The organism is Acinetobacter albensis, from assembly GCF_900095025.1.
Taxonomy (GTDB): domain Bacteria; phylum Pseudomonadota; class Gammaproteobacteria; order Pseudomonadales; family Moraxellaceae; genus Acinetobacter; species Acinetobacter albensis.
This window is the reverse complement of the sequence record NZ_FMBK01000009.1, coordinates 123,654-142,150: the sequence shown is the minus strand read 5'-3', so window position 1 is coordinate 142,150 and position 18,497 is coordinate 123,654. Positions and strand designations below refer to the sequence as shown.

Here is an 18,497-nt window from a genome sequence, read left to right as displayed (position 1 = left end):
TCTCTATGAAGTATGCCTGAAGCTTGAGCAATGCATTATTTAGAATCTTAATAGCGGGAGAGAGGACTATATTTCATCAGGAATAGATCGATACTGTTTAAAACAATTTGTCGCTTTTCCTCTTGATTTGGAACTGCACGAATTCCAAGCAGTACTTCATGATGACGCATACCGAGTAACAAAGATAAAATCAGCAAGTTTAGCGTTTTTAAATTTTCATCCCGAATAAAGCCAAGATCAATCGCTTGCTGAAAAAAGTTTTCCCAAACTGCATTCATTCGCAGATGTGAGGCATTGTAAAATTGTTCGGCCAATGGACTTTGTTCAGCCGCCAGCTCCAGTAATAATAATTCTAATTTTATGGCCTCTGGTAAATTTATAACATTTAGAGCCAATTCACAGGCATGTATAAATTCTTTTTTAAAATCACTATTGGCGTCTAGTTTTAAGGTACGTGCTCGGATGGATTCTTCACAGGTTTGTTCAATCGCACAGACAAACAAATTGGCTTTATCTTGAAAATGATTATAAATGGTCAGTTTAGTCACAGCTGCTTCTTGAGCAATCTGATTCATGCTTGAACCGTGATACCCACATTTTAAAAAAATACATTTTGCCGCAGTTAAAATTTGCTGACGTTTTTCTAAATCTTTCGGACGACCGAGTTGTGTTTGCACAATTTTTTCCAAAAAAATGAAAAAGGTCATTGATTTGACCCTAGAATTATAATTAATGTACCACTAGGTATATTAATTAAAAAATAAACAATTTAAGATACATCTTATTTTGCCTTAAAAATCATTTTTAAATAAGAGCGAACTTCATGAGCACAATTCAGACTCTCGTGACCAGCATGGTGATCATTTGCAGTATAACCTTAACAGGATGCAGCAAAGATGTAGCTGAAACGGAACATATTCCCTTTGTCATGGTCGCTCAACCTGAGACCACGCACAATGAACAAAAAAGTTATGCAGGTGATGTACAGGCACGTCAACAGACGGCTTTGGCATTTCGGGTCGGTGGACAAATTATTGAACGCTACGTTGATGTCGGTGATCAAGTTAAAGTGGGACAAGTTTTAGCGAAACTCGATGTAAAAGATGCACAGTTACAGCTTAATGCTGCTCAGGCTCAACTGGAAAGTGCACAATCTACATCTAAAAATGCTGAAGCAGAGCTGAAACGTTTTAAACAATTATTGCCCATGAATGCGGTGAGTCGTTCGCAATATGATGCAGTTGAAAACCAATATAAATCGGCAATGTCAGGCTTAAAACAAGCACAATCGAATTATGACGTTAGCCGAAACCAGACGGGTTATAACCAGTTGCTGGCCAATAAGAATGGGGTCATTACTGCACGTAATATTGAAGTGGGGCAGGTGGTTGCTGCTGGACAGGCAGTGTATCAAATTGCGATTGCCGGTGATCGTGAAGTGGTCATTGGGGTACCTGAACAAGCCATTGCAGACATTAAAGTCGGTCAAACTGCATGGGTGACTTTATGGAGCAAACCGCAAGACAAATTTTCCGCTTATGTGCGTGAAATCTCACCTGCAGCAGATCAGTCGCGCACCTTCAGTGTAAAAGTTGCCTTACGTGAAGGAAATTCTGCCATTCAACTAGGACAAAGTGCGCGAGTGTTTTTTAATCATACTGAACAGAACGTGTTGAGCGTACCTTTATCCAGTGTATCTGCAATAGAAAAACAGGCCTATGTTTGGGTGGTTAAACCTGATCAAAGTATTCATAAAGTTTTTGTCAGTTTAGGTGCTTATGGCCGTGACAGTGTGCCTGTGTTATCCGGCTTAAAAGCGACAGATTATGTGGTGATTGGTGGCGTGCATTTATTGCGTGAAAAACAAAAAATTCAGCCAATTGACCGAGAAAATCGTGCCGTAAACATTCAGGCAGGAGCACCTTCATGAAGCCAACGATTAAATCGGCCATGAATTTTAACGTATCTGAGTGGGCACTTAAAAATAAAGGTTTGATCCTTTATTTCATGTTGCTTTTAGGCATTGTTGGTATCGTATCCTATTCCAAATTGGCGCAAAGCGAAGATCCGCCATTTACCTTTAAAGTCATGGTGATTCAAACATATTGGCCCGGTGCAACGGCTGAAGAGGTTTCATTACAGGTCACGGACCGTATTGAAAAAGAACTGATGAGCACAGGCAAATATGAACGGATTATGGCCTACTCGCGTCCAGGTGAGTCGATGGTTACTTTTGTTGCCAAAGATTCTTTACCTGCGAGTCAAATTCCGGATGTCTGGTATCAAGTCCGAAAAAAAGTCGGTGATATTCAGCAGCAATTGCCTACAGGTGTTCAAGGTCCATTTTTCAACGATGAATTTGGCGATACTTTCGGTAATATTTATGTGCTGACTGGACATGATTTTAGCTACGATGTTTTAAAGGAATATGCAGACCGTTTACAACTCCAACTTCAACGGGTAAAAGATGTCGGTAAGGTCAATTTGGTCGGGTTACAAGACCAAAAAATCTGGATTGAATTGTCCAATACCAAAGCTGCGCAATTGGGTATTCCTGTAACGGCCATCCAACAAGCGCTGCAACAACAAAATACTGTGGCCAGCGCAGGTTTCTTTGAAACAGGTACGGACCGTATACAAATGCGGGTCAGTGGACAGCTTAAAAGTGTCGATGAACTAAAGCAAATGCCACTTTTGGTGGCAGGCAAAACCATTCAATTGGGCGATGTGGCTGAAATTTATCGTGGCTTTAGTGAACCTGCTCAACCCCGTATGCGTTTTATGGGTGAAAATGGTATTGGTATTGCAGTTTCCATGCGTAAAGGTGGCGATATTCTGGCCTTAGGTAAAAACCTCGAAACCGAATTTGCACAATTACAACAGTCTTTGCCTTTAGGCATGCAGCTGAAAAAAGTATCTGATCAGCCTGTGGCTGTGAAACGTAGTGTCAATGAGTTTATGAAGGTTTTGGCTGAAGCCGTCATTATTGTTTTACTGGTTAGCTTTTTTTCTTTAGGTTTTCGTACTGGATTGGTGGTGGCATTTTCAATTCCACTGGTGCTCGCCATGACTTTTGCAGGCATGCATCTGTTTGATGTGGGGCTGCATAAAATTTCCTTGGGTGCACTCATTTTAGCCTTAGGCCTACTGGTCGATGATGCGATTATTGCCATTGAAATGATGGCGATTAAAATGGAACAGGGTTATAGCCGCTTAGAAGCTGCTGGTTTTGCATGGAAGACCACCGCATTTCCCATGTTGACGGGAACCTTAATTACCGCTGCTGGATTTTTACCAATTGCTACTGCAGCTTCCAGTACAGGGGAATATACCCGTTCTATTTTCCAAGTGGTGACTATCGCACTGATTGTGTCATGGTTTGCAGCGGTGCTGTTTGTGCCTTATCTAGGGGATAAATTGCTGCCCGATTTTAACAACTTGTCCCAAAAAGCCCCTTGGTATCAAAGGCTTTGGGCGCGTTTACGTAAACAGCCTGCTCCGCAACCTGTTGTGCATCATGCAGGCGAAGCCCATGACCCGTATCAAACTCCGTTTTATCGAAAATTTAGCAGTTGGGTCGATTTTTGTTTGACCTATCGTAAGACTGTGATTGGGACTACGATAGGTATTTTTGTGTTGTCGGTTCTCATGTTTAAACTGGTACCCCAACAGTTTTTTCCTCCGTCAAACCGTGCAGAAATTTTGGTCGATTTAAAACTGGAAGAAGGTGCATCGTTAACTTCGACTGAAAATGCGGTAAAAAAAGTGGAGAAATTCTTATCAACCCAAGAAGGTATTGAAAATTATGTGGCCTATGTAGGTACGGGTTCAACCCGTTTTTATCTGCCACTCGATCAGCAATTGCCTCAAGCCAGTTTTGCTCAATTTGTGGTTTTGGCTTCATCCTTAGATGACCGTGATGAAATTAGTCATTCTTTAGATCAGCAAATTCGTCAATTATTGCCTGATGTACGTACACGCGTCTCACTGTTAGAAAATGGTCCGCCTGTGGGTTATCCACTGCAATATCGTATTTCAGGTGAAGACTTACATTCTGTCCGCGAGTGGGCACAAAAAGTGGCTGCCGTGGTGGGGGATAATCCCAATACCAGCAATGTGCATTTAGATTGGGGTGAACCAAGCAAAGTCATTCGTTTGAAAATCGATCAGGATCGTGCCCGTCAATTAGGGGTATCGAGTGTAGATTTAGCCAATTTTTTAAATAGTTCGATTAGTGGCGCAACCATCAATCAGTATCGTGAAAAACGCGAACTCATTGAAATTCGTCTACGCGGAGACCAAACTGAGCGTTTGGAAGTGGCGTCATTGTCCAGTTTAGCCGTACCTACCGCAAATGGTAAATCTGTACCCTTGGCACAAATTGCCCAGATTGAATATGGTTTTGAGGATGGTTTAATTTGGCATCGTAATCGTTTGCCGACTATCACGGTTCGGGCAGATATTCGCAGCAAATTACAACCTGCGAGCGTGGTCGATGAGCTGGATGAAAAAATACAGCAACTACGCGCGACATTGCCAAGTGGATATTTGGTCGAGGTGGGCGGAACAGTGGAAGAGTCTGCACGTGGACAAAACTCGGTTAATGCAGGCATGCCGTTCTTTTTGGCGGTGGTCATGACATTATTAATGATTCAATTAAAGAGTATGTCACGTGCCACGATTGTTTTATTAACTGCACCCTTGGGCTTAATTGGAGTCGTGTTCTTTTTATTATTGTTCAATAAACCCTTCGGTTTTGTAGCAATGCTCGGTACTATTGCACTTTCGGGCATGATCATGCGTAATTCATTGATTTTAATCGATCAGATTGAACAAGATATTCAAGCTGGTCAGGATTCGTGGTCAGCCATTATTGATGCGACAACGCGTCGTTGTCGTCCAATTGTACTGACTGCATTGGCTGCGGTTCTCGCCATGATTCCATTATCACGAAGTATTTTCTTTGGGCCGATGGCCGTGGCGATTATGGGGGGATTAATTGTGGCAACGCTATTAACCCTGTTCTTCTTGCCCGCTTTATATGCACAATGGTTTAAAGTGAAAAAAAATACGCATCCAGTATAATTTTTTATCAATAAAAGGTGCGAAATATTGAAAATTTCAATATAGTAGCATCTTATATTTTTATACATTTCTATAAAGTAATTTACTACATATTAAAAAACTAACCATGTAGTAAATGGGGTTTAGATGCACATGAAGCAAGACAACTTAATCCGACTTCGCCGTTCCATTGCGATTTCCTATGTCTTCATGTTTCTAGCTTTGTTTACTGTGATTGGTGGTGCATTTGCTTATTGGTATGCACGAAAAATCACGCAAACAGAGAATGCCGAAGTATGGTTACAAGCCCAAGCTTTATGGATTATGCGAAATGTGGCTATTTATTCTATTTTGATCTGTTTTGCTGCACTTTGGTTTATTCCATTGATTTTTTTCTACTGGAATAGCGCGCTCTGGGTCACTGCTTGTATGGTGATGGGTGTGGTATTTACTCTGATTGCCTTTTTGTTTTTACTCAATGCTTGGCTGAAAGGCCTCTCTCGTTTTTTTAAAAACAAAGCTGTTTTTTAAAAGAACTGCACTTTTTTTCTTAACTGCCCTTGAAAAATTTGGTTTGACCCCCAATTTCAGACCACAGTTAAGTATTATCAAAATTCCGTGAGGAGCATCGCCAGACATGGCTAAACGTGATTATTATGAGGTTTTGGGCGTCGCTAAAACCGCTAGTGATGATGAAATTAAAAAAGCCTACCGTAAGTTGGCGATGAAATATCATCCAGATCGTAACCCAGACAACCCAGAAGCTGAAGATAAATTTAAGCAAGCTGCTGAAGCTTATGAAATTTTATCGGATAGCGAAAAACGCAGCATGTATGATCGAATGGGGCATAGCGCCTTTGAAGGTGGTATGGGCGGCGGTGGCGGCTTTGGCGGTGGTTTTAGTGCAGAAGATATCTTTAGCCAGTTTGGTGATATTTTCGGTGGCGCTTTCGGTGGGGGCGGTGGACGCGGTCAACAACGTGCGCGTCGTGGATCAGACCTTCGCTATGTTATGGAATTAACGCTTGAAGAAGCGGTCAAAGGCATTAAAAAAACCATTACCTTTACGGCACCAGCACCGTGCGATAGCTGTGATGGCAAAGGTTCAAAAACACCAAATGATGTCCAAACCTGTAAAACTTGCCATGGCGCAGGTCAAGTGCGTATGCAGCAAGGTTTCTTTTCGGTACAGCAAACCTGTAGCACTTGTCGTGGGCAAGGTAAAATCATTAAGAATCCATGTAATACATGTCATGGTTCAGGTGTAAAAGACCGTCAGCAAACGCTTGAAGTGACTATTCCTGCAGGCGTAGACAATGGCGATCGCGTTCGTTTAACGGGCAAAGGCGAAGCCATTGGCGATGGTCAGTCAGGCGATTTGTATGTTGAAGTCGTGGTACGTGAACACGAGATCTTCCAGCGTGATGGTGCGGATCTCTATATGGATGTGCCTGTCAGCATTGCCGATGCTGCTTTGGGTAAAGAAATTCAGATTCCAACCTTAGATGGTCGTGTCAGTTTAAAAATTCCTGAAGGGACTCAAACGGGTAAAATGTTCCGCTTACGAGGTAAAGGTGTTAAACCTGTGCGTACCAGTATGCAAGGTGATTTACTCTGCCGCGTTGTAGTTGAAACACCCGTGCATTTAACTGCCCGTCAACGTGAGTTGCTGAAAGAGTTGCAAGAAACGATGGATGGTGAAGACAGCAAATCATCACCGAAGAAAAAATCATTTTTTGGTTTGTTTGATTAATTCAAACCGCGAGATGTAAAAAAGGGTGGTCTAAAGACCGCCCTTTTTTTATGCTTATTTTTTAAATTTATGCTTATATTTTAAATAGCACTAGAAGAATGATCTTGAAGGATCAGTACTTCATGTCTGTTTACTCAAAGATCGGTGCATCAATTTCTTTTACATCGACTACATTATTTTCAGGTTCAGTTGGCTGTTCAGTCGAACTTGGCATAGTTTGTTGAAGCGGTTTGTTTTCAAGCATCATCGTGGTGGACGGCGTAACTGTGGTACGAATCTGGACCTTAGATAAACTTTCCAAGGTATCGCCTGCTTGTAATGCAGGTTCTGCCCAGACATTCGTCATGAAAGCTACAGTGAAAAGACCCATTAAGAATTTGTGAAGATGCATGTTGATTCCCTGATCATGATTTTTTGCATTGGTGTTGCGTAGTTTGCGCAGTGATGTTTACAGAGATATGAAAATAGATCCTCTTCCAGCATTATTTTTAAGGTTTTGTTTTCTAGGATGACTTCAGTTTTAAGAGCGCTTCATCATGCGCATATTTGCCCCTGATCATCTATGATAAAGCCACAAAATACAGTTTTTCGTTAAACTTTTTTCAAGTAGAAACTTAGTCTCGCTACAGAGTTTTGCTATAGTAAGCACAATTTAGAATCAACATTAGGAATATGTTATGTCAGCAGCTCCACGCATTGGTGTATTGGGTGCAGGCGGTCGTATGGGACGCATCCTCATTCAAGCCGTTCAAGAAGCGGGTTATCAGCTTGCAGCTGCCGTTGAGCGTCCTGAAAGTAGCTTAATTGGTGCTGATGCGGGAGAAATTGCAGGGATTGGAACTGTGGGTGTCAAGGTTGTGGGGAGCTTGCAAGATATATTAAAAGATTGTGATGTCATTATTGATTTTACGGCGCCTGTAGCGACCCAGCAGCATTTAAAATTATGCCGAGAAGCTGGCGTTGCGATTGTCATTGGTACGACTGGCATGAACGACGAACAAAAAGCTTTTTTAAATGAAAGCGCAGCACAAACGCCAGTCGTTTATGCAGCTAACTATTCTGTTGGGGTAAATGTGTCTATTAAGCTGTTAGAGCTGGCGGCTAAAGTTTTTGGTGATACAGTCGATATCGAAGTGATTGAAGCCCATCACCGTCATAAAGTAGATGCACCATCGGGCACCGCATTGATGATGGGTGATGCCATTGCCGATACTTTGGGACGCGATTTAAAAGAGGTGGCTGTATATAGCCGTGAAGGTCATACTGGACCGCGTGATCGTCAAACCATTGGTTTTCAAACCATTCGTGGGGGCGATATTGTGGGTGAGCATACTGCTATGTTTATTGGTGATGGCGAACGTGTTGAAATTACCCATAAAGCCACCAATCGAATGAATTTTGCATCAGGTGCGGTGCGTGCTGCGGCTTGGGTGGTTGGACGAGATGCAGGAAAATATGACATGAAAGATGTACTGGGATTTAATGATATTCAGCTTTAAAATAGTTAAATAGAATGGATAACGCCTCCACCCAATTAAAATAAGAAGTTCAATGGAATGAAAAAAGTGATCTTGATGGTCTGTGCCGTAGCTATGTTTGCTACAGCACAGGCAAAAACGGCCGAGCAGACCTTGAGTATTAATAAAAATAATATCAAAGTGTGGACTTATCAAAACAGTCAAAACCCAGTGTTTTCTTACAGAGCTGAAACGGTATATGACACGTCTATAGAAAAAGCCGTCAGTTTGGTTTTAGATGTAGAGAATGCTGTCAAATGGGTACCCTACATGGGCAGTGTGAAAGTACTGTCTCGGGATGATAAAAAAGGTGAATTTTTGCTCTATATGGTGCTAGATTTTCCTTTTCCGCTAAAAGATCGTGATTTAGTGGTGCAAGGTAAAATACAAAAAAATGCCCAAGGCATCATTAGTATTAAAAATAAAGCGATTGATAAAGGCTATGCAAAAAATCCGAATTATGTCCGTTTGAACGATTATCAAGGCGATTGGACTTTTCAGAAACTGGCCAATAATAAAGTCAAAGTTTCGACCTATGGTTATGCCAATCCAGAAGGCTCTATTCCCTTAAAATTCGTTAATTTGTTTGTGGAACAGCAGCCTTATCAGATGTTGCAAAAAATGAAGACAGAGCTTGGGAAAAGTTCAAGTGTTCCTGTTTTACCGGAAGCCTTACGTTAGATTACGCCTGAAAAAGTCTGCAAAGGTGGACTTTTAAAATTGTTATACTCGGGGAAAGATAGCACTTCATCTCTCATTTTTTAGGCTTTATGATGGGAGAGACGACAGTTGTTTCGCCAAATTTTTGATATTCAGCTGAACACATTTTAAAAGTATGTATTTGCATAAAATATGCTTTAGATCATTGTAGGGTGATTAAAAAAGTCTATGAATTTGCATGAAATATGATCGGTTAGACGTTGATATATGGGATAAAGATGAAGTCGACAATTGAAGAGTTACATGCGTTTGTTACCATTGTCGATACTGGTTCTATTGTGATGGCGGCGGAACGTTTAGAGCAAACCACTTCAGGCGTAAGTCGTGCCTTAAAGCGTCTTGAAAATAAATTAAATGTCACTTTGCTTGAGCGCACCACCAGAAAACTCAAACTTACCCAAGAAGGGCAGTTATTTCTTGCAAAAGCCCGTAAAATTTTAAACGATTTAACTGAAGCTGAAGATGGGTTATTAAAAGCCGATGCGGATACTTCAGGTCTAATACGAATTGATTCTGCTACACCTTTTGTGCTGCATGTGATTGTGCCGTTGATGCATGAGTTTATGCAGCTCTATCCTAATATTGAAATTGAACTCAACAATCATGATCAGGTAATTGATTTACTTGAATATAAAACTGATTTAGCGATTCGTTTCGGTGAGTTACATGATTCTAGTTTACATGCCAAATTGCTGTGTCGGAGCCGCCTATATATCGTGGCGAGTCCTGATTACTTGGCACAATATGGAACGCCACATTCTTCAGCAGAGTTATACAGCCATACATTATTGGGTTTTAGCCAACCGACGCACTTAAATACTTGGCCACTTAAGTTTAAGGGCGAAGATTTTATCGCCCATCCGAAAATTAAAGCATCCAATGGTGAAACTGTTCGCCAGTTGGCTTTACAAGGTGTGGGGATGACTTGCTTATCACGTTTTTTGGTCGAAGACGATTTACGTGCAGGGCGTTTGGTGGCTTTATTTGAAGAGCAGATTCGTATTGATTATCAACATATCCATGCTGTTTATTATCGACAAGAACATTTACCCAAACGTGTACGGTTATTTATCGAATTTATGACCCAGAAATTGTCCAAATATCTTTAAGTGATTTAAATACTTCATCTTTAAAAACTCTGCCAAACGATGCATCGCTTGGCAGATAAAAGGTCTTAAACATACATAAGTTAAGATTTAAATAAAATCAGCTTTTAATACAATGCGGTAACGCGCTTTGCCTGAGTGTAAATGTAGAAGGGCTTGATTCAATTGTGACATTGGAAACACTTCAATTTGCGGTGCAATATTTTTACGAGCTGCAAATTTTAATAATTGGCGTAAAGCAGCAGGTGAACCTGTAGGCGAACCCGTGACCGATTTAGAACCGCCAATTAAGCTGCCTGTATTAATTTTTAAAGGTTCAAGTACTAAGCCCAACATATGAAGGGTGCCGTGCGGTGCAAGGGTCTGAATAAACGAGGCCCAATTCAACGTTACGTTGACTGTACTGAGCAATAAATCAAATTTTCCATATTGTGCTTTAATCGCACCAGTATCACGACTATTGACGATATGGTCAGCTCCCATTGCCTTGAGTTCATCACTTTTATCTAAACTGGAAGTAAAAGCGGTAATCTCACAGCCCCATGCTTTTAATAACTTAATCGCCATATGACCTAAACCACCAATTCCAATCACACCAACATGATGTGTAGCCTGAATTTGATGTTGTAAAAGCGGATCAAATACAGTAATTCCACCACACAGTAATGGACCAGCACTCTCTGGATCTAAATTTTCTGGTAGGGGGATAATCCATTGCCAGCCAGCGCGAACTTTATCTGCAAAACCACCTGCATGACCTACAATCGTTGCCGTAGAGCCACCGGTACACAGCACTTGTTGTCCTGAAACACAGGGATCACAAGCTTGGCAACTTTCTGCCGTCCAACCTAGGCCAACACGTTGACCCACTGTTAAGCCTTTTGCTTCGCTCCCCAGTTGAGTAATCGTACCGATAATTTCATGGCCTGCCACCACAGGATAAACCGAAGAATTCCATTCATTATTAATAACGGAAACATCCGAATGACATAATCCACAATATTCAACTTTGAGCTCGACTTGATGCGGCTGTAGTTCTCCTGCATCAAATTGATAAGGCTCGAGTTCTGCACCTGCTTGCATGGCTGCGTAGGCATGAATGATATTATTACTCATAAGAGAATCCTTTTATTATCGTTGTAAATTATGTCACTGTTTTAAATGCACAATGGTTTTCATGATCATCGACCATGCCCACGGCTTGCATAAAAGCATAACAAGTGGTTGGACCGATGAATTTAAAACCATGTTTCTTTAAGGCTTTTGACAGTGCGACGCTGGTTGGTGTTTGAGCAGGTGCATGGCGATAGTCCGCCACATCGTTACGTAAAGGATGTTGTTCAACAAAATTCCATAGCCATTCAACCACATTAATATGATCTTGCTTTAATTTTTGCCATGCTTGGGCATTGTCACGAATGGCTTTGAGTTTAGCTCTATGTCGAATCAGACCAACATCTTGTAGTTTAAGTTCGAGTTGATCATCTTTCAATAGAGCCAATTCTGCAATTGGATATTGAAAAAAGTGTTGCCGATAGCACGCACGTTTTTTCAGTACCGTAATCCAAGAGAGGCCTGCCTGCTGTCCTTCTAAACACAACATTTCAAATAAATGTGCTTCATCACGACTGGGTTTGCCCCATTCATGGTCATGATAATCGAGATAAAGCGGATCGTTGGAGCACCAACCACAACGTTGAATCGACATGTTTGCTGCTCCTGAAATTGTTTTAAAGTTTAAATTCGGCCCATTGGTCGTGTTGATTATCCCAATAATAAAGCTCGGCTTGCGGAAGTTGGCTAAATTGGATCCATTTATCTTCGCCCGTTTTTTCAGCAAAACCAGTACTGATTAAAAGTGCTTCTTCAGTAATTTCCATCACCCAACCTTGATGGCTTTGTCCAGCCAAGACAATTTTCTGCTGATTACCCGATTCGGCAAACTCAACAAGACGGTTGATTAATGCTTCTGACATGAATAGTTCCTAAAATTTAACGTAAAAAAGGATAGGGATTGACCGCACCACGACCTTTACCATTTAAGTAAATGCCATAGTGTAAGTGTGGCGCAGTATGTCGTGCATTGCCAGTGTTGCCAACATAACCAATCAGCTCACCTTTTTTGACATAATCTCCGACCGTTAAGCCACGTTTATGCTCATCAAGATGAGCGTAATAATGCCAACTGCCACCCGGTCCCATGATCCAAATGACTTTACCACCCAAATTGTTATTGCGTAAGTCAGCAATTAGCCCTTCTGTGGCACTCATTACTTTTGTTCCACGTGGAGCCATAATATCAATGCCTTCATGAAGACGACCATGACTACGCGAGGCTGCCCAAGTATCACGTAATTGTTTGGCTTTTATATGTTGTACTGGTATAGGCAGGGAAGATTTAAGCTGCATATTTTTAAGTTTTTGTACTTGAGATGCAGGCAAGACGACAGATACAGGTTTTTTTGGGCTAGAAGTACATGCTGCAAGCCATAAAATGCTAAAACTCAAGAACAAAATATAAATTAAACGTCGCACGAATCATCCTTTTTGTTTTTTAGAGCCTAAAAGTGTTCCGTATTCCCGTGTCTGACTATGTCATAAAGTTATAGCTGAGATCAATTTTTTCATGGCAGTGGGAATCCCCATTTCTGTTGCAAGCTGTGTCGTTAACCACGTTCCATTCAGTTCAATGGCAAGATGTTCTTGCTGGTCAGGTTCTACTTCAAAGCAAATGGCTGCAAGCTGCCAAGTAAAATGAGTAAAACTGTGACTAATTTGAACATTATGCACAACGTGCTTGAGGCCCAAAGACTGACATAATGGTTCGAGTTCAGCTGGATTTTCAATAATGGGTAAACACCACAATCCCCCCCATAAACCACTATGCGGGCGCTGTAGCCACAACCATTGTTCAGCACATTGTATGACGACAACCTGAGCAGATTTTACAGGGACAGCTTTTTTGGGTTTTTTAAACGGTAATTCAGTTTCTCGTCCCTGTTGATGTGCTTTGCAGTGCGATTGCATTGGACAATATAAACACAAGGGTTTTTTGGGGGTACATACCGTCGCCCCTAAGTCCATAATGGCTTGGGTGTAGTCATGATTACGTTCAACGGGACATAGTTTTTCTGCAATTTGCCACATGGCACGCTCATGCACAGGTTTGGACAAGTCATCTTCAATGGCAAAGAAACGTGCTAAAACACGTTTGACATTACCATCCATAATGACGCCATATTGACGTAAACCCAATGACATTAACGCCCCTGCAGTTGACGGGCCAATGCCAGGGAGCTCAATCCATTGTGCCAAGGTGGTGGGGAAATGCCCGTGTTGTGTCACTATGCCGGCTGCTTTATGTAAATTACGTGCACGTGCGTAATAGCCAAGTCCTGCCCAATACGGTGCAACATCGTCCCAACTGGCCTGACCCAAATCTTCTACAGTCGGAAATCTGGCAATAAAGCGTTCAAAATATTGCAATACTGTTTTCACTTGGGTTTGCTGCAACATGATTTCAGATACCCAAACCTGATAGGGATTATCGGTCACTTGCCACGGTAAATCATGACGACCGTATACATCAAACCAAGCCAGTAGGGCATCGGAAAAAGAAAATGATGACATGCGCACTGAGTATAAAAAATAGATGAAGAGTATAACGAAAAATAGGGGGCGTCAGCGTTGAAAAGCACAATAAAAAATGAAACTGATATTGTGCCGAGCTACATTTTATCTATAAGTAGACCTAAATTTCGCACTGATTTATTTTTTTAAATATTTGAAAGCATCTGCTTGGGAGATGTCTGAGTTCTTTTATTTTAAACTGATGATTTTTAGCATATATATTAAAGCTATAAGAAAAAACCAATATCAGCGACAGCTTAGTTTTAAACAGCTTTAAGAGTAGTCGTTAAAAAAGACAGTAGAAGAATGAGTAAGGTGTGGCATCCATGCCACAGCCGTACATCCTAAATCATGTACTCAGATTTGAAAGCAATAGTGCAGGATGATAATAATACCGTTATTCACTCATCATGCCCCAGCGTTCATCGAGCTTTAAAGTTTGCTTTTCATAACGCGGAATAATATGAATATGTAAATGTTCAGAAGCTTCGCCAAATACAGTGCCATCGTTAAAGCCGATATGGAAACCTGAAGGTTGGTGGCGCAATTGAAGTTCATTACGGGCAAGTTCAAGTAATGACATTAAGCTTTTGCGTTCTTTATCGGTCACTTCAAAAAAAGAACTGATGTGACGCAGTGGAACAATCACTGAATGACCTTTAGATAACGCAGTAGGCTCAGGTAAAATTACCCCAAAATCATTTTTATCAATAATGTCATATTCATCAAAGTTGCAATATGCGCAATTTTTTTCACTCATGATGATCTCCTCTTTTGTTAAAATATTATCTTGAATCATAATATCAGCCAATGCTGAAAAAAATAAAAATACTTAAACGGTCTGTTCTTCAGTTAGGCAATGTTCTAGTAATTCATACATCGCCGCTAAACCCTGTTGCTCAGCTTCAATGTTATAACCCAAATCGACGCCATTGGCTTTGGCACGTTCGTCTGCAAGCGGGTTGCTAAAACCATGTTTAGCATCCTCAAAAACAATTACATCATGTTTAACTTGAGCGGCAAACATTTCCTCTTTAAAGTTGGCGACATCATCTAAAGTGACCATACTGTCTAGCTCGCCGTGTAGCACCAATATTTCAGCTTTGATAACACCAACTTGAGCAGGTGCCTTCGGTGTTAGGGTGCCATGAAAAGTGACGACTGCATGTAAAGGTGCGCCTGAGCGTGCCAAATCAAGCACCACTTTGCCACCATAACAAAAGCCTACAGCAGCCAGTTTATCTGGATTTACTTCTTCTTGGGCAGCTAATATCTCTAAACCTGCGGACGCACGGGTCACAATCGTTTCAGGATTATCAAAAGTTTGCATCATCCATTCACTGGCTTGTGGAACCTGAGTGGTCACTTTTTTGTCACCATACATATCAATCGCTAAAGCTGCATAACCTTGCTCTGCTAATTCTCGTGCGCGTTGTTCTGTATATTCATTTCTTCCCCACCACTCTGGCGCCACAATTACACCTGCGACAGGATGTTGCGATTCTGGTGCGGCGAAATATCCGACTAAAGAAGTGCCATCTGCCGCAGTGTAATGAATCTCGCGTGTTTTAATGGTGAAAGCCATAGCATTAATTCCTGTGGTAAATGCAAAAATATCAAAATGAATGAGATTGTATAATTGAAAGTTTAAAGTGATTGTACAAGAGGCTTCTATTTTAATAACATAGGATGATGCATAAATTGCAACAATTTTTGCACAGATGAACTTGAGAGTTAAATCAATAAATTAGACGTCTAAAATGAAATGAACTGATTTTAGATTTACAACGAAAGACTTTTCAATTTAGACAATGAATAACATGAAAATTAAAAAAATATTTTAAAAATAAGGGGAAGCAGCAAACAAGGCTATTTTCTTTGCTGCTTTAAACCAAGACAATTTATTTGCTTGGGTTCGGTAAAATTTCAAGCAGTTCGACATCAAAAATTAAGGTGCTGTTTGGTTCAATCACATCACCTGAACCAATTTGACCATAACCCAGTTTGGCTGGAATAAAGAAACGATATTGGCTTCCTTCTTTCATTAATTGTAAGCCTTCGGTCCAGCCTTGAATCACTTGACTCACTTGAAAATTAGCAGGTTGATCTCGAGCAATCGAACTATCAAAAACAGTGCCGTCAATTAAACGCCCTTCATAATTTACTTTCACCAGTGCGCTTGCTTTAGGTGATTTACCACTGCCTTGTTTAAGGATCTGATACTGCAAGCCTGATGAGGTCGTTTGGATGCCCGATTTTTTGGCATTATTGGCCATAAAAGCTGCACCGATCAGCGCATTTGCTTCAGCTTTTTGTTTGAGTTCGATGAGTTGTTTCGCATCACTACGTTTTTTATGTTGGGTCAAAACACTTGCCATCTGTTCATCAGTTAGGGTGGAAGGATTACCCTGAGCTGCTGTTTTAAGCCCCAATATAAAGGCATCTAAATCTAATTCTTTCACCGATTCAGCGTTACTACGGCCCATCAAGTAGCCAAAGCTGTAGCCGACCTGTTCATTTAAACTACTGGTTGTGTTTACCGTTTTTGCAAAACTAACCGTGCTACATAAGCATAAACTAAGCAATATTATCGATGTTTTCATTTTTGTCTCGAGATAAATAAGGAGAGCAAAAGCTCTCCTTGAATTTTTTATTTTACTTTGATCAGTTCAACATCAAAAATCAGAGTACTGTTAGCAGGAATCATGCCTGGAACACCTTGTTCACCGTAGCCGAGTTGAGAAGGAATATAAAACGTGGCTTTGCCTCCTTCTTTCATCAACTGTAAACCTTCAGTCCAACCTGGAATCACCTGATTGAGCGGGAATTCAATCGGTTCACCACGTTCAATTGAGCTGTCAAAAACCTTACCATCAACCAATTGACCCTTGTAATGTACGGTCACCATAGAGGTTGCTATCGGCTGTTTACCCGTTCCTTCCTTGGTCATTTTATACTGTAAACCAGAGGCAGTCGTTTTTATACCTGCTTTTTTTGCATTATCTGTTAAGAATGAATCACTGGCTGTTTGAACTTGTTCTGCTTGCTGAACCTGTTTTTGTTGCATTTCTTTTTGGAATTGTTCATATGCTTTTTGCAATTCTTCTTCGCTATAAGCAGGTTTACTTCGTGCATGGCCTTCGCGGACACCTGTCACAAAACTATTAATATTGAGTTCCGGTGGTGTTTGATGTGCAACCTCATAGCCCAGCGCATAGCTAATTTTCTCAACAGCAGATGCATTTTTTGAGGCTTTCGATGTCACAGTTGCAGGGTTCTGCGTGGCATAGTAAATAGGTACAAGTGCAGCACCGCCTAGAACAACTGCGACAGCGATGGGTAAGGCTTTACTCATAGATTTTCCCAAATTCATTTTATATAAAAAAGTTGCATTAATTTTAGCAGACTTTTCTAAACAACATCTGTCAAGTGCACTGTATTGTTTAGAAACTCAATATATTCTGATCAAGCCTATTATTCTATAACTGGCTGAATAGTTAAAACATTTTTAATACAATAAAATGACCAATTTTAAATGTGTATGCACAGGCTTTGTTGCATAAAGATCTAAAAATTAATATTTCCCCTTACCCCATAAGTTTAAGGCACAACTCGGGTATTGGGCCGGCCTAACGCAGTGAAAATATTCAATACTGCAATTCGGGCATGAACTTCATTTATTTGACGATCAAAATCTCGTGAGATTAGCCTTTCTCCAAGTCTCTTAATACAAAGCATCTTTGTCTCAACCAAGCTTCGCCAATGATAGCCACTCCATTTTTTCCATACTTTCACACCCACTTTTTTAACGAGGCTTACCGTCTCATTGCGTGCCTGTGCATAAGGCTCTAATGATTTCCAAGTCTGCGCATTTTTACGTGGCGGAATAATGGGAGTAGCGCCACGTCGAATAATGCTTTTATAACATTGCTTCGTATCGTAAGCACCATCTCCATAGACTGTCACAATTTGCTCAGACTCAGGAATCTGATCAATTAAACTCGGTAGAACCTCTGAGTCCCCAACACTGTTGCTCGTGACTTCAACTGCACGTATTTGCAAGGTTTCAGCATCAATACCGATATTTATTTTACGCCATTGTCTTCGATATTCTACCTTATGCTTTTTACGTTTCCATTCACCTTCATCTAATATTTTGATACCAGTGCTATCGACTAAAAGATGTAGTCCTTGCTGGCTTTTCTGGTGAGGAATTTGGATATCAATAGTCTTCTGACGTCTGCTTAATGTGGAATAATCAGGTGCCGGCCATGATAAACCAGTGAGCTGAATCAAGCTCTCAACAAACCCCGTAACTTGCCGTAATGGAAGTTGTAAAAGGACTTTAATCATAAGACAACATTGGATTGCTGCATCAGAATATATACGATTACGGCCATGCTTCCCTTGTGGTGGCATAATCCATTTCAAGTCTTTACTGAACCAAATATCAATGCGCCCACGTCTTTTAAGAGCTTTGTTGTATTCAGGCCAGTTGAGGGTTTTATAACGAGGTTTTGGAGTATCTTTCATCCTAGCATTATTGGGCCATTAACCATTTATGCAACAAAGCCGTATGCACATGAAATGATTGTCCATACATTAGGTTAAGTTTTTTTAATTTCCGAAACGTTTTATTTTTATATCAGTGTGTTGAATATTGAGGGACTATTGAAGTTTTAAAATCAAAAGTATTAAAAAAATCAA

19 protein-coding genes are annotated in these 18,497 nt (G+C 40.8%); 7 read left to right on the top strand and 12 right to left on the bottom strand.

Annotated features, from left to right (window positions below; all coding sequences use genetic code 11):
• Nucleotides 1-47 precede the first annotated feature (47 nt).
• On the bottom strand, nucleotides 48-677 hold the full coding sequence (locus GA0116959_RS09195) for a TetR/AcrR family transcriptional regulator (RefSeq protein ID WP_092720475.1): 630 nt from the start codon (nucleotides 675-677) through the stop codon (nucleotides 48-50).
• A gap of 146 nt (nucleotides 678-823) precedes the next feature.
• Here GA0116959_RS09195 and GA0116959_RS09190 point away from each other — a divergent pair, with 146 nt between their 5' ends.
• The 4 genes from GA0116959_RS09190 (at nucleotide 824) to dnaJ (ending at nucleotide 6,817) form a co-directional block, all read left to right on the top strand.
• Nucleotides 824-1,930 (top strand): efflux RND transporter periplasmic adaptor subunit, encoded by a 1,107-nt coding sequence (locus GA0116959_RS09190; RefSeq protein WP_092720430.1) that lies wholly within the window; start codon nucleotides 824-826, stop codon nucleotides 1,928-1,930.
• A 20-nt stretch (nucleotides 1,931-1,950) separates the two neighbouring features.
• Nucleotides 1,951-5,085, top strand: a complete 3,135-nt coding sequence (locus GA0116959_RS09185; protein ID WP_092720473.1) for an efflux RND transporter permease subunit — start codon at nucleotides 1,951-1,953, stop codon at nucleotides 5,083-5,085.
• Between the two features lie 132 nt (nucleotides 5,086-5,217).
• The gene (locus GA0116959_RS09180) at nucleotides 5,218-5,595 is read left to right on the top strand and encodes a hypothetical protein (protein ID WP_092720471.1); all 378 of its coding nucleotides are present in this window, start codon (nucleotides 5,218-5,220) and stop codon (nucleotides 5,593-5,595) included.
• Between the two features lie 106 nt (nucleotides 5,596-5,701).
• A complete protein-coding gene (dnaJ, locus tag GA0116959_RS09175; RefSeq protein WP_053579125.1) occupies nucleotides 5,702-6,817 on the top strand; it encodes a molecular chaperone DnaJ in 1,116 nt (371 codons plus the stop codon).
• Between the two features lie 130 nt (nucleotides 6,818-6,947).
• Here the strand turns inward: dnaJ and GA0116959_RS09170 are convergent, their stop codons facing one another.
• A complete protein-coding gene (locus GA0116959_RS09170; RefSeq protein WP_092720428.1) occupies nucleotides 6,948-7,208 on the bottom strand; it encodes a hypothetical protein in 261 nt (86 codons plus the stop codon).
• A 286-nt stretch (nucleotides 7,209-7,494) separates the two neighbouring features.
• Between GA0116959_RS09170 and dapB the strand changes: the two genes are divergently transcribed.
• From dapB to GA0116959_RS09155, 3 genes are all read left to right on the top strand, one after another.
• Nucleotides 7,495-8,316, top strand: coding sequence for a 4-hydroxy-tetrahydrodipicolinate reductase (gene dapB, locus GA0116959_RS09165; RefSeq protein WP_092720426.1), 822 nt, complete (start codon nucleotides 7,495-7,497; stop codon nucleotides 8,314-8,316).
• Nucleotides 8,317-8,373: 57 nt separating this feature from the next.
• The gene (locus tag GA0116959_RS09160; protein ID WP_053579122.1) at nucleotides 8,374-9,015 is read left to right on the top strand and encodes an START domain-containing protein; all 642 of its coding nucleotides are present in this window, start codon (nucleotides 8,374-8,376) and stop codon (nucleotides 9,013-9,015) included.
• A 257-nt stretch (nucleotides 9,016-9,272) separates the two neighbouring features.
• On the top strand, nucleotides 9,273-10,163 hold the full coding sequence (locus tag GA0116959_RS09155) for a LysR family transcriptional regulator (RefSeq protein WP_092720424.1): 891 nt from the start codon (nucleotides 9,273-9,275) through the stop codon (nucleotides 10,161-10,163).
• A gap of 87 nt (nucleotides 10,164-10,250) precedes the next feature.
• Here GA0116959_RS09155 and ahr read toward each other — a convergent pair whose 3' ends face one another.
• The 10 genes from ahr to GA0116959_RS09105 all read right to left on the bottom strand — a co-directional run bounded on the left by ahr (nucleotide 10,251) and on the right by GA0116959_RS09105 (nucleotide 18,323).
• Nucleotides 10,251-11,276 carry an NADPH-dependent aldehyde reductase Ahr gene (gene ahr / locus GA0116959_RS09150; RefSeq protein WP_092720422.1) on the bottom strand — a complete coding sequence of 342 codons (1,026 nt, stop codon included), beginning with the start codon at nucleotides 11,274-11,276 and terminating at the stop codon, nucleotides 10,251-10,253.
• A 28-nt stretch (nucleotides 11,277-11,304) separates the two neighbouring features.
• A complete protein-coding gene (locus tag GA0116959_RS09145; RefSeq protein ID WP_092720420.1) occupies nucleotides 11,305-11,868 on the bottom strand; it encodes a DNA-3-methyladenine glycosylase I in 564 nt (187 codons plus the stop codon).
• A gap of 22 nt (nucleotides 11,869-11,890) precedes the next feature.
• Complete coding sequence (locus tag GA0116959_RS09140) at nucleotides 11,891-12,136, bottom strand: hypothetical protein (protein ID WP_053579118.1); 246 nt, start codon at nucleotides 12,134-12,136, stop codon at nucleotides 11,891-11,893.
• A gap of 16 nt (nucleotides 12,137-12,152) precedes the next feature.
• Entirely contained in the window at nucleotides 12,153-12,695 is a 543-nt protein-coding gene (locus GA0116959_RS09135; RefSeq protein ID WP_092720418.1) for a M23 family metallopeptidase, read from the bottom strand.
• 60 nt (nucleotides 12,696-12,755) lie between these two features.
• Nucleotides 12,756-13,790, bottom strand: a complete 1,035-nt coding sequence (gene mutY, locus GA0116959_RS09130; RefSeq protein WP_092720416.1) for an A/G-specific adenine glycosylase — start codon at nucleotides 13,788-13,790, stop codon at nucleotides 12,756-12,758.
• 397 nt (nucleotides 13,791-14,187) lie between these two features.
• The gene (locus GA0116959_RS09125; protein ID WP_092720415.1) at nucleotides 14,188-14,550 is read right to left on the bottom strand and encodes an HIT family protein; all 363 of its coding nucleotides are present in this window, start codon (nucleotides 14,548-14,550) and stop codon (nucleotides 14,188-14,190) included.
• Between the two features lie 72 nt (nucleotides 14,551-14,622).
• Nucleotides 14,623-15,375, bottom strand: a complete 753-nt coding sequence (locus tag GA0116959_RS09120) for a dienelactone hydrolase family protein (protein ID WP_092720413.1) — start codon at nucleotides 15,373-15,375, stop codon at nucleotides 14,623-14,625.
• Nucleotides 15,376-15,691: 316 nt separating this feature from the next.
• Nucleotides 15,692-16,393 carry a BamJ family beta-barrel-assembly machinery protein gene (gene bamJ / locus GA0116959_RS09115; RefSeq protein WP_092720411.1) on the bottom strand — a complete coding sequence of 234 codons (702 nt, stop codon included), beginning with the start codon at nucleotides 16,391-16,393 and terminating at the stop codon, nucleotides 15,692-15,694.
• A 47-nt stretch (nucleotides 16,394-16,440) separates the two neighbouring features.
• Nucleotides 16,441-17,145: a BamJ family beta-barrel-assembly machinery protein gene (bamJ, locus tag GA0116959_RS09110; RefSeq protein ID WP_092720410.1), complete on the bottom strand. Its 705-nt coding sequence runs from the start codon at nucleotides 17,143-17,145 to the stop codon at nucleotides 16,441-16,443.
• 245 nt (nucleotides 17,146-17,390) lie between these two features.
• The gene (locus tag GA0116959_RS09105) at nucleotides 17,391-18,323 is read right to left on the bottom strand and encodes an IS5 family transposase (RefSeq protein ID WP_092720408.1); all 933 of its coding nucleotides are present in this window, start codon (nucleotides 18,321-18,323) and stop codon (nucleotides 17,391-17,393) included.
• Nucleotides 18,324-18,497 lie beyond the last annotated feature (174 nt).

Excerpts from the sequence above, each read along its gene's own strand:
- ahr (WP_092720422.1), bottom strand. The coding sequence starts at position 11,276 with ATGAGTAATAATATCATTCATGCCTACGCAGCCATGCAAGCAGGTGCA.
- GA0116959_RS09140 (WP_053579118.1), bottom strand. The coding sequence starts at position 12,136 with ATGTCAGAAGCATTAATCAACCGTCTTGTTGAGTTTGCCGAATCGGGT.
- mutY (WP_092720416.1), bottom strand. The coding sequence starts at position 13,790 with ATGTCATCATTTTCTTTTTCCGATGCCCTACTGGCTTGGTTTGATGTA.
- GA0116959_RS09105 (WP_092720408.1), bottom strand. The coding sequence starts at position 18,323 with ATGAAAGATACTCCAAAACCTCGTTATAAAACCCTCAACTGGCCTGAA.
- GA0116959_RS09120 (WP_092720413.1), bottom strand. The coding sequence starts at position 15,375 with ATGGCTTTCACCATTAAAACACGCGAGATTCATTACACTGCGGCAGAT.
- GA0116959_RS09185 (WP_092720473.1), top strand. The coding sequence starts at position 1,951 with ATGAATTTTAACGTATCTGAGTGGGCACTTAAAAATAAAGGTTTGATC.
- bamJ (WP_092720411.1), bottom strand. The coding sequence starts at position 16,393 with ATGAAAACATCGATAATATTGCTTAGTTTATGCTTATGTAGCACGGTT.
- GA0116959_RS09170 (WP_092720428.1), bottom strand. The coding sequence starts at position 7,208 with ATGCATCTTCACAAATTCTTAATGGGTCTTTTCACTGTAGCTTTCATG.
- GA0116959_RS09155 (WP_092720424.1), top strand. The coding sequence starts at position 9,273 with ATGAAGTCGACAATTGAAGAGTTACATGCGTTTGTTACCATTGTCGAT.
- GA0116959_RS09160 (WP_053579122.1), top strand. The coding sequence starts at position 8,374 with ATGAAAAAAGTGATCTTGATGGTCTGTGCCGTAGCTATGTTTGCTACA.
- GA0116959_RS09190 (WP_092720430.1), top strand. The coding sequence starts at position 824 with ATGAGCACAATTCAGACTCTCGTGACCAGCATGGTGATCATTTGCAGT.
- GA0116959_RS09125 (WP_092720415.1), bottom strand. The coding sequence starts at position 14,550 with ATGAGTGAAAAAAATTGCGCATATTGCAACTTTGATGAATATGACATT.
- GA0116959_RS09180 (WP_092720471.1), top strand. The coding sequence starts at position 5,218 with ATGAAGCAAGACAACTTAATCCGACTTCGCCGTTCCATTGCGATTTCC.
- dnaJ (WP_053579125.1), top strand. The coding sequence starts at position 5,702 with ATGGCTAAACGTGATTATTATGAGGTTTTGGGCGTCGCTAAAACCGCT.
- bamJ (WP_092720410.1), bottom strand. The coding sequence starts at position 17,145 with ATGAGTAAAGCCTTACCCATCGCTGTCGCAGTTGTTCTAGGCGGTGCT.
- dapB (WP_092720426.1), top strand. The coding sequence starts at position 7,495 with ATGTCAGCAGCTCCACGCATTGGTGTATTGGGTGCAGGCGGTCGTATG.
- GA0116959_RS09145 (WP_092720420.1), bottom strand. The coding sequence starts at position 11,868 with ATGTCGATTCAACGTTGTGGTTGGTGCTCCAACGATCCGCTTTATCTC.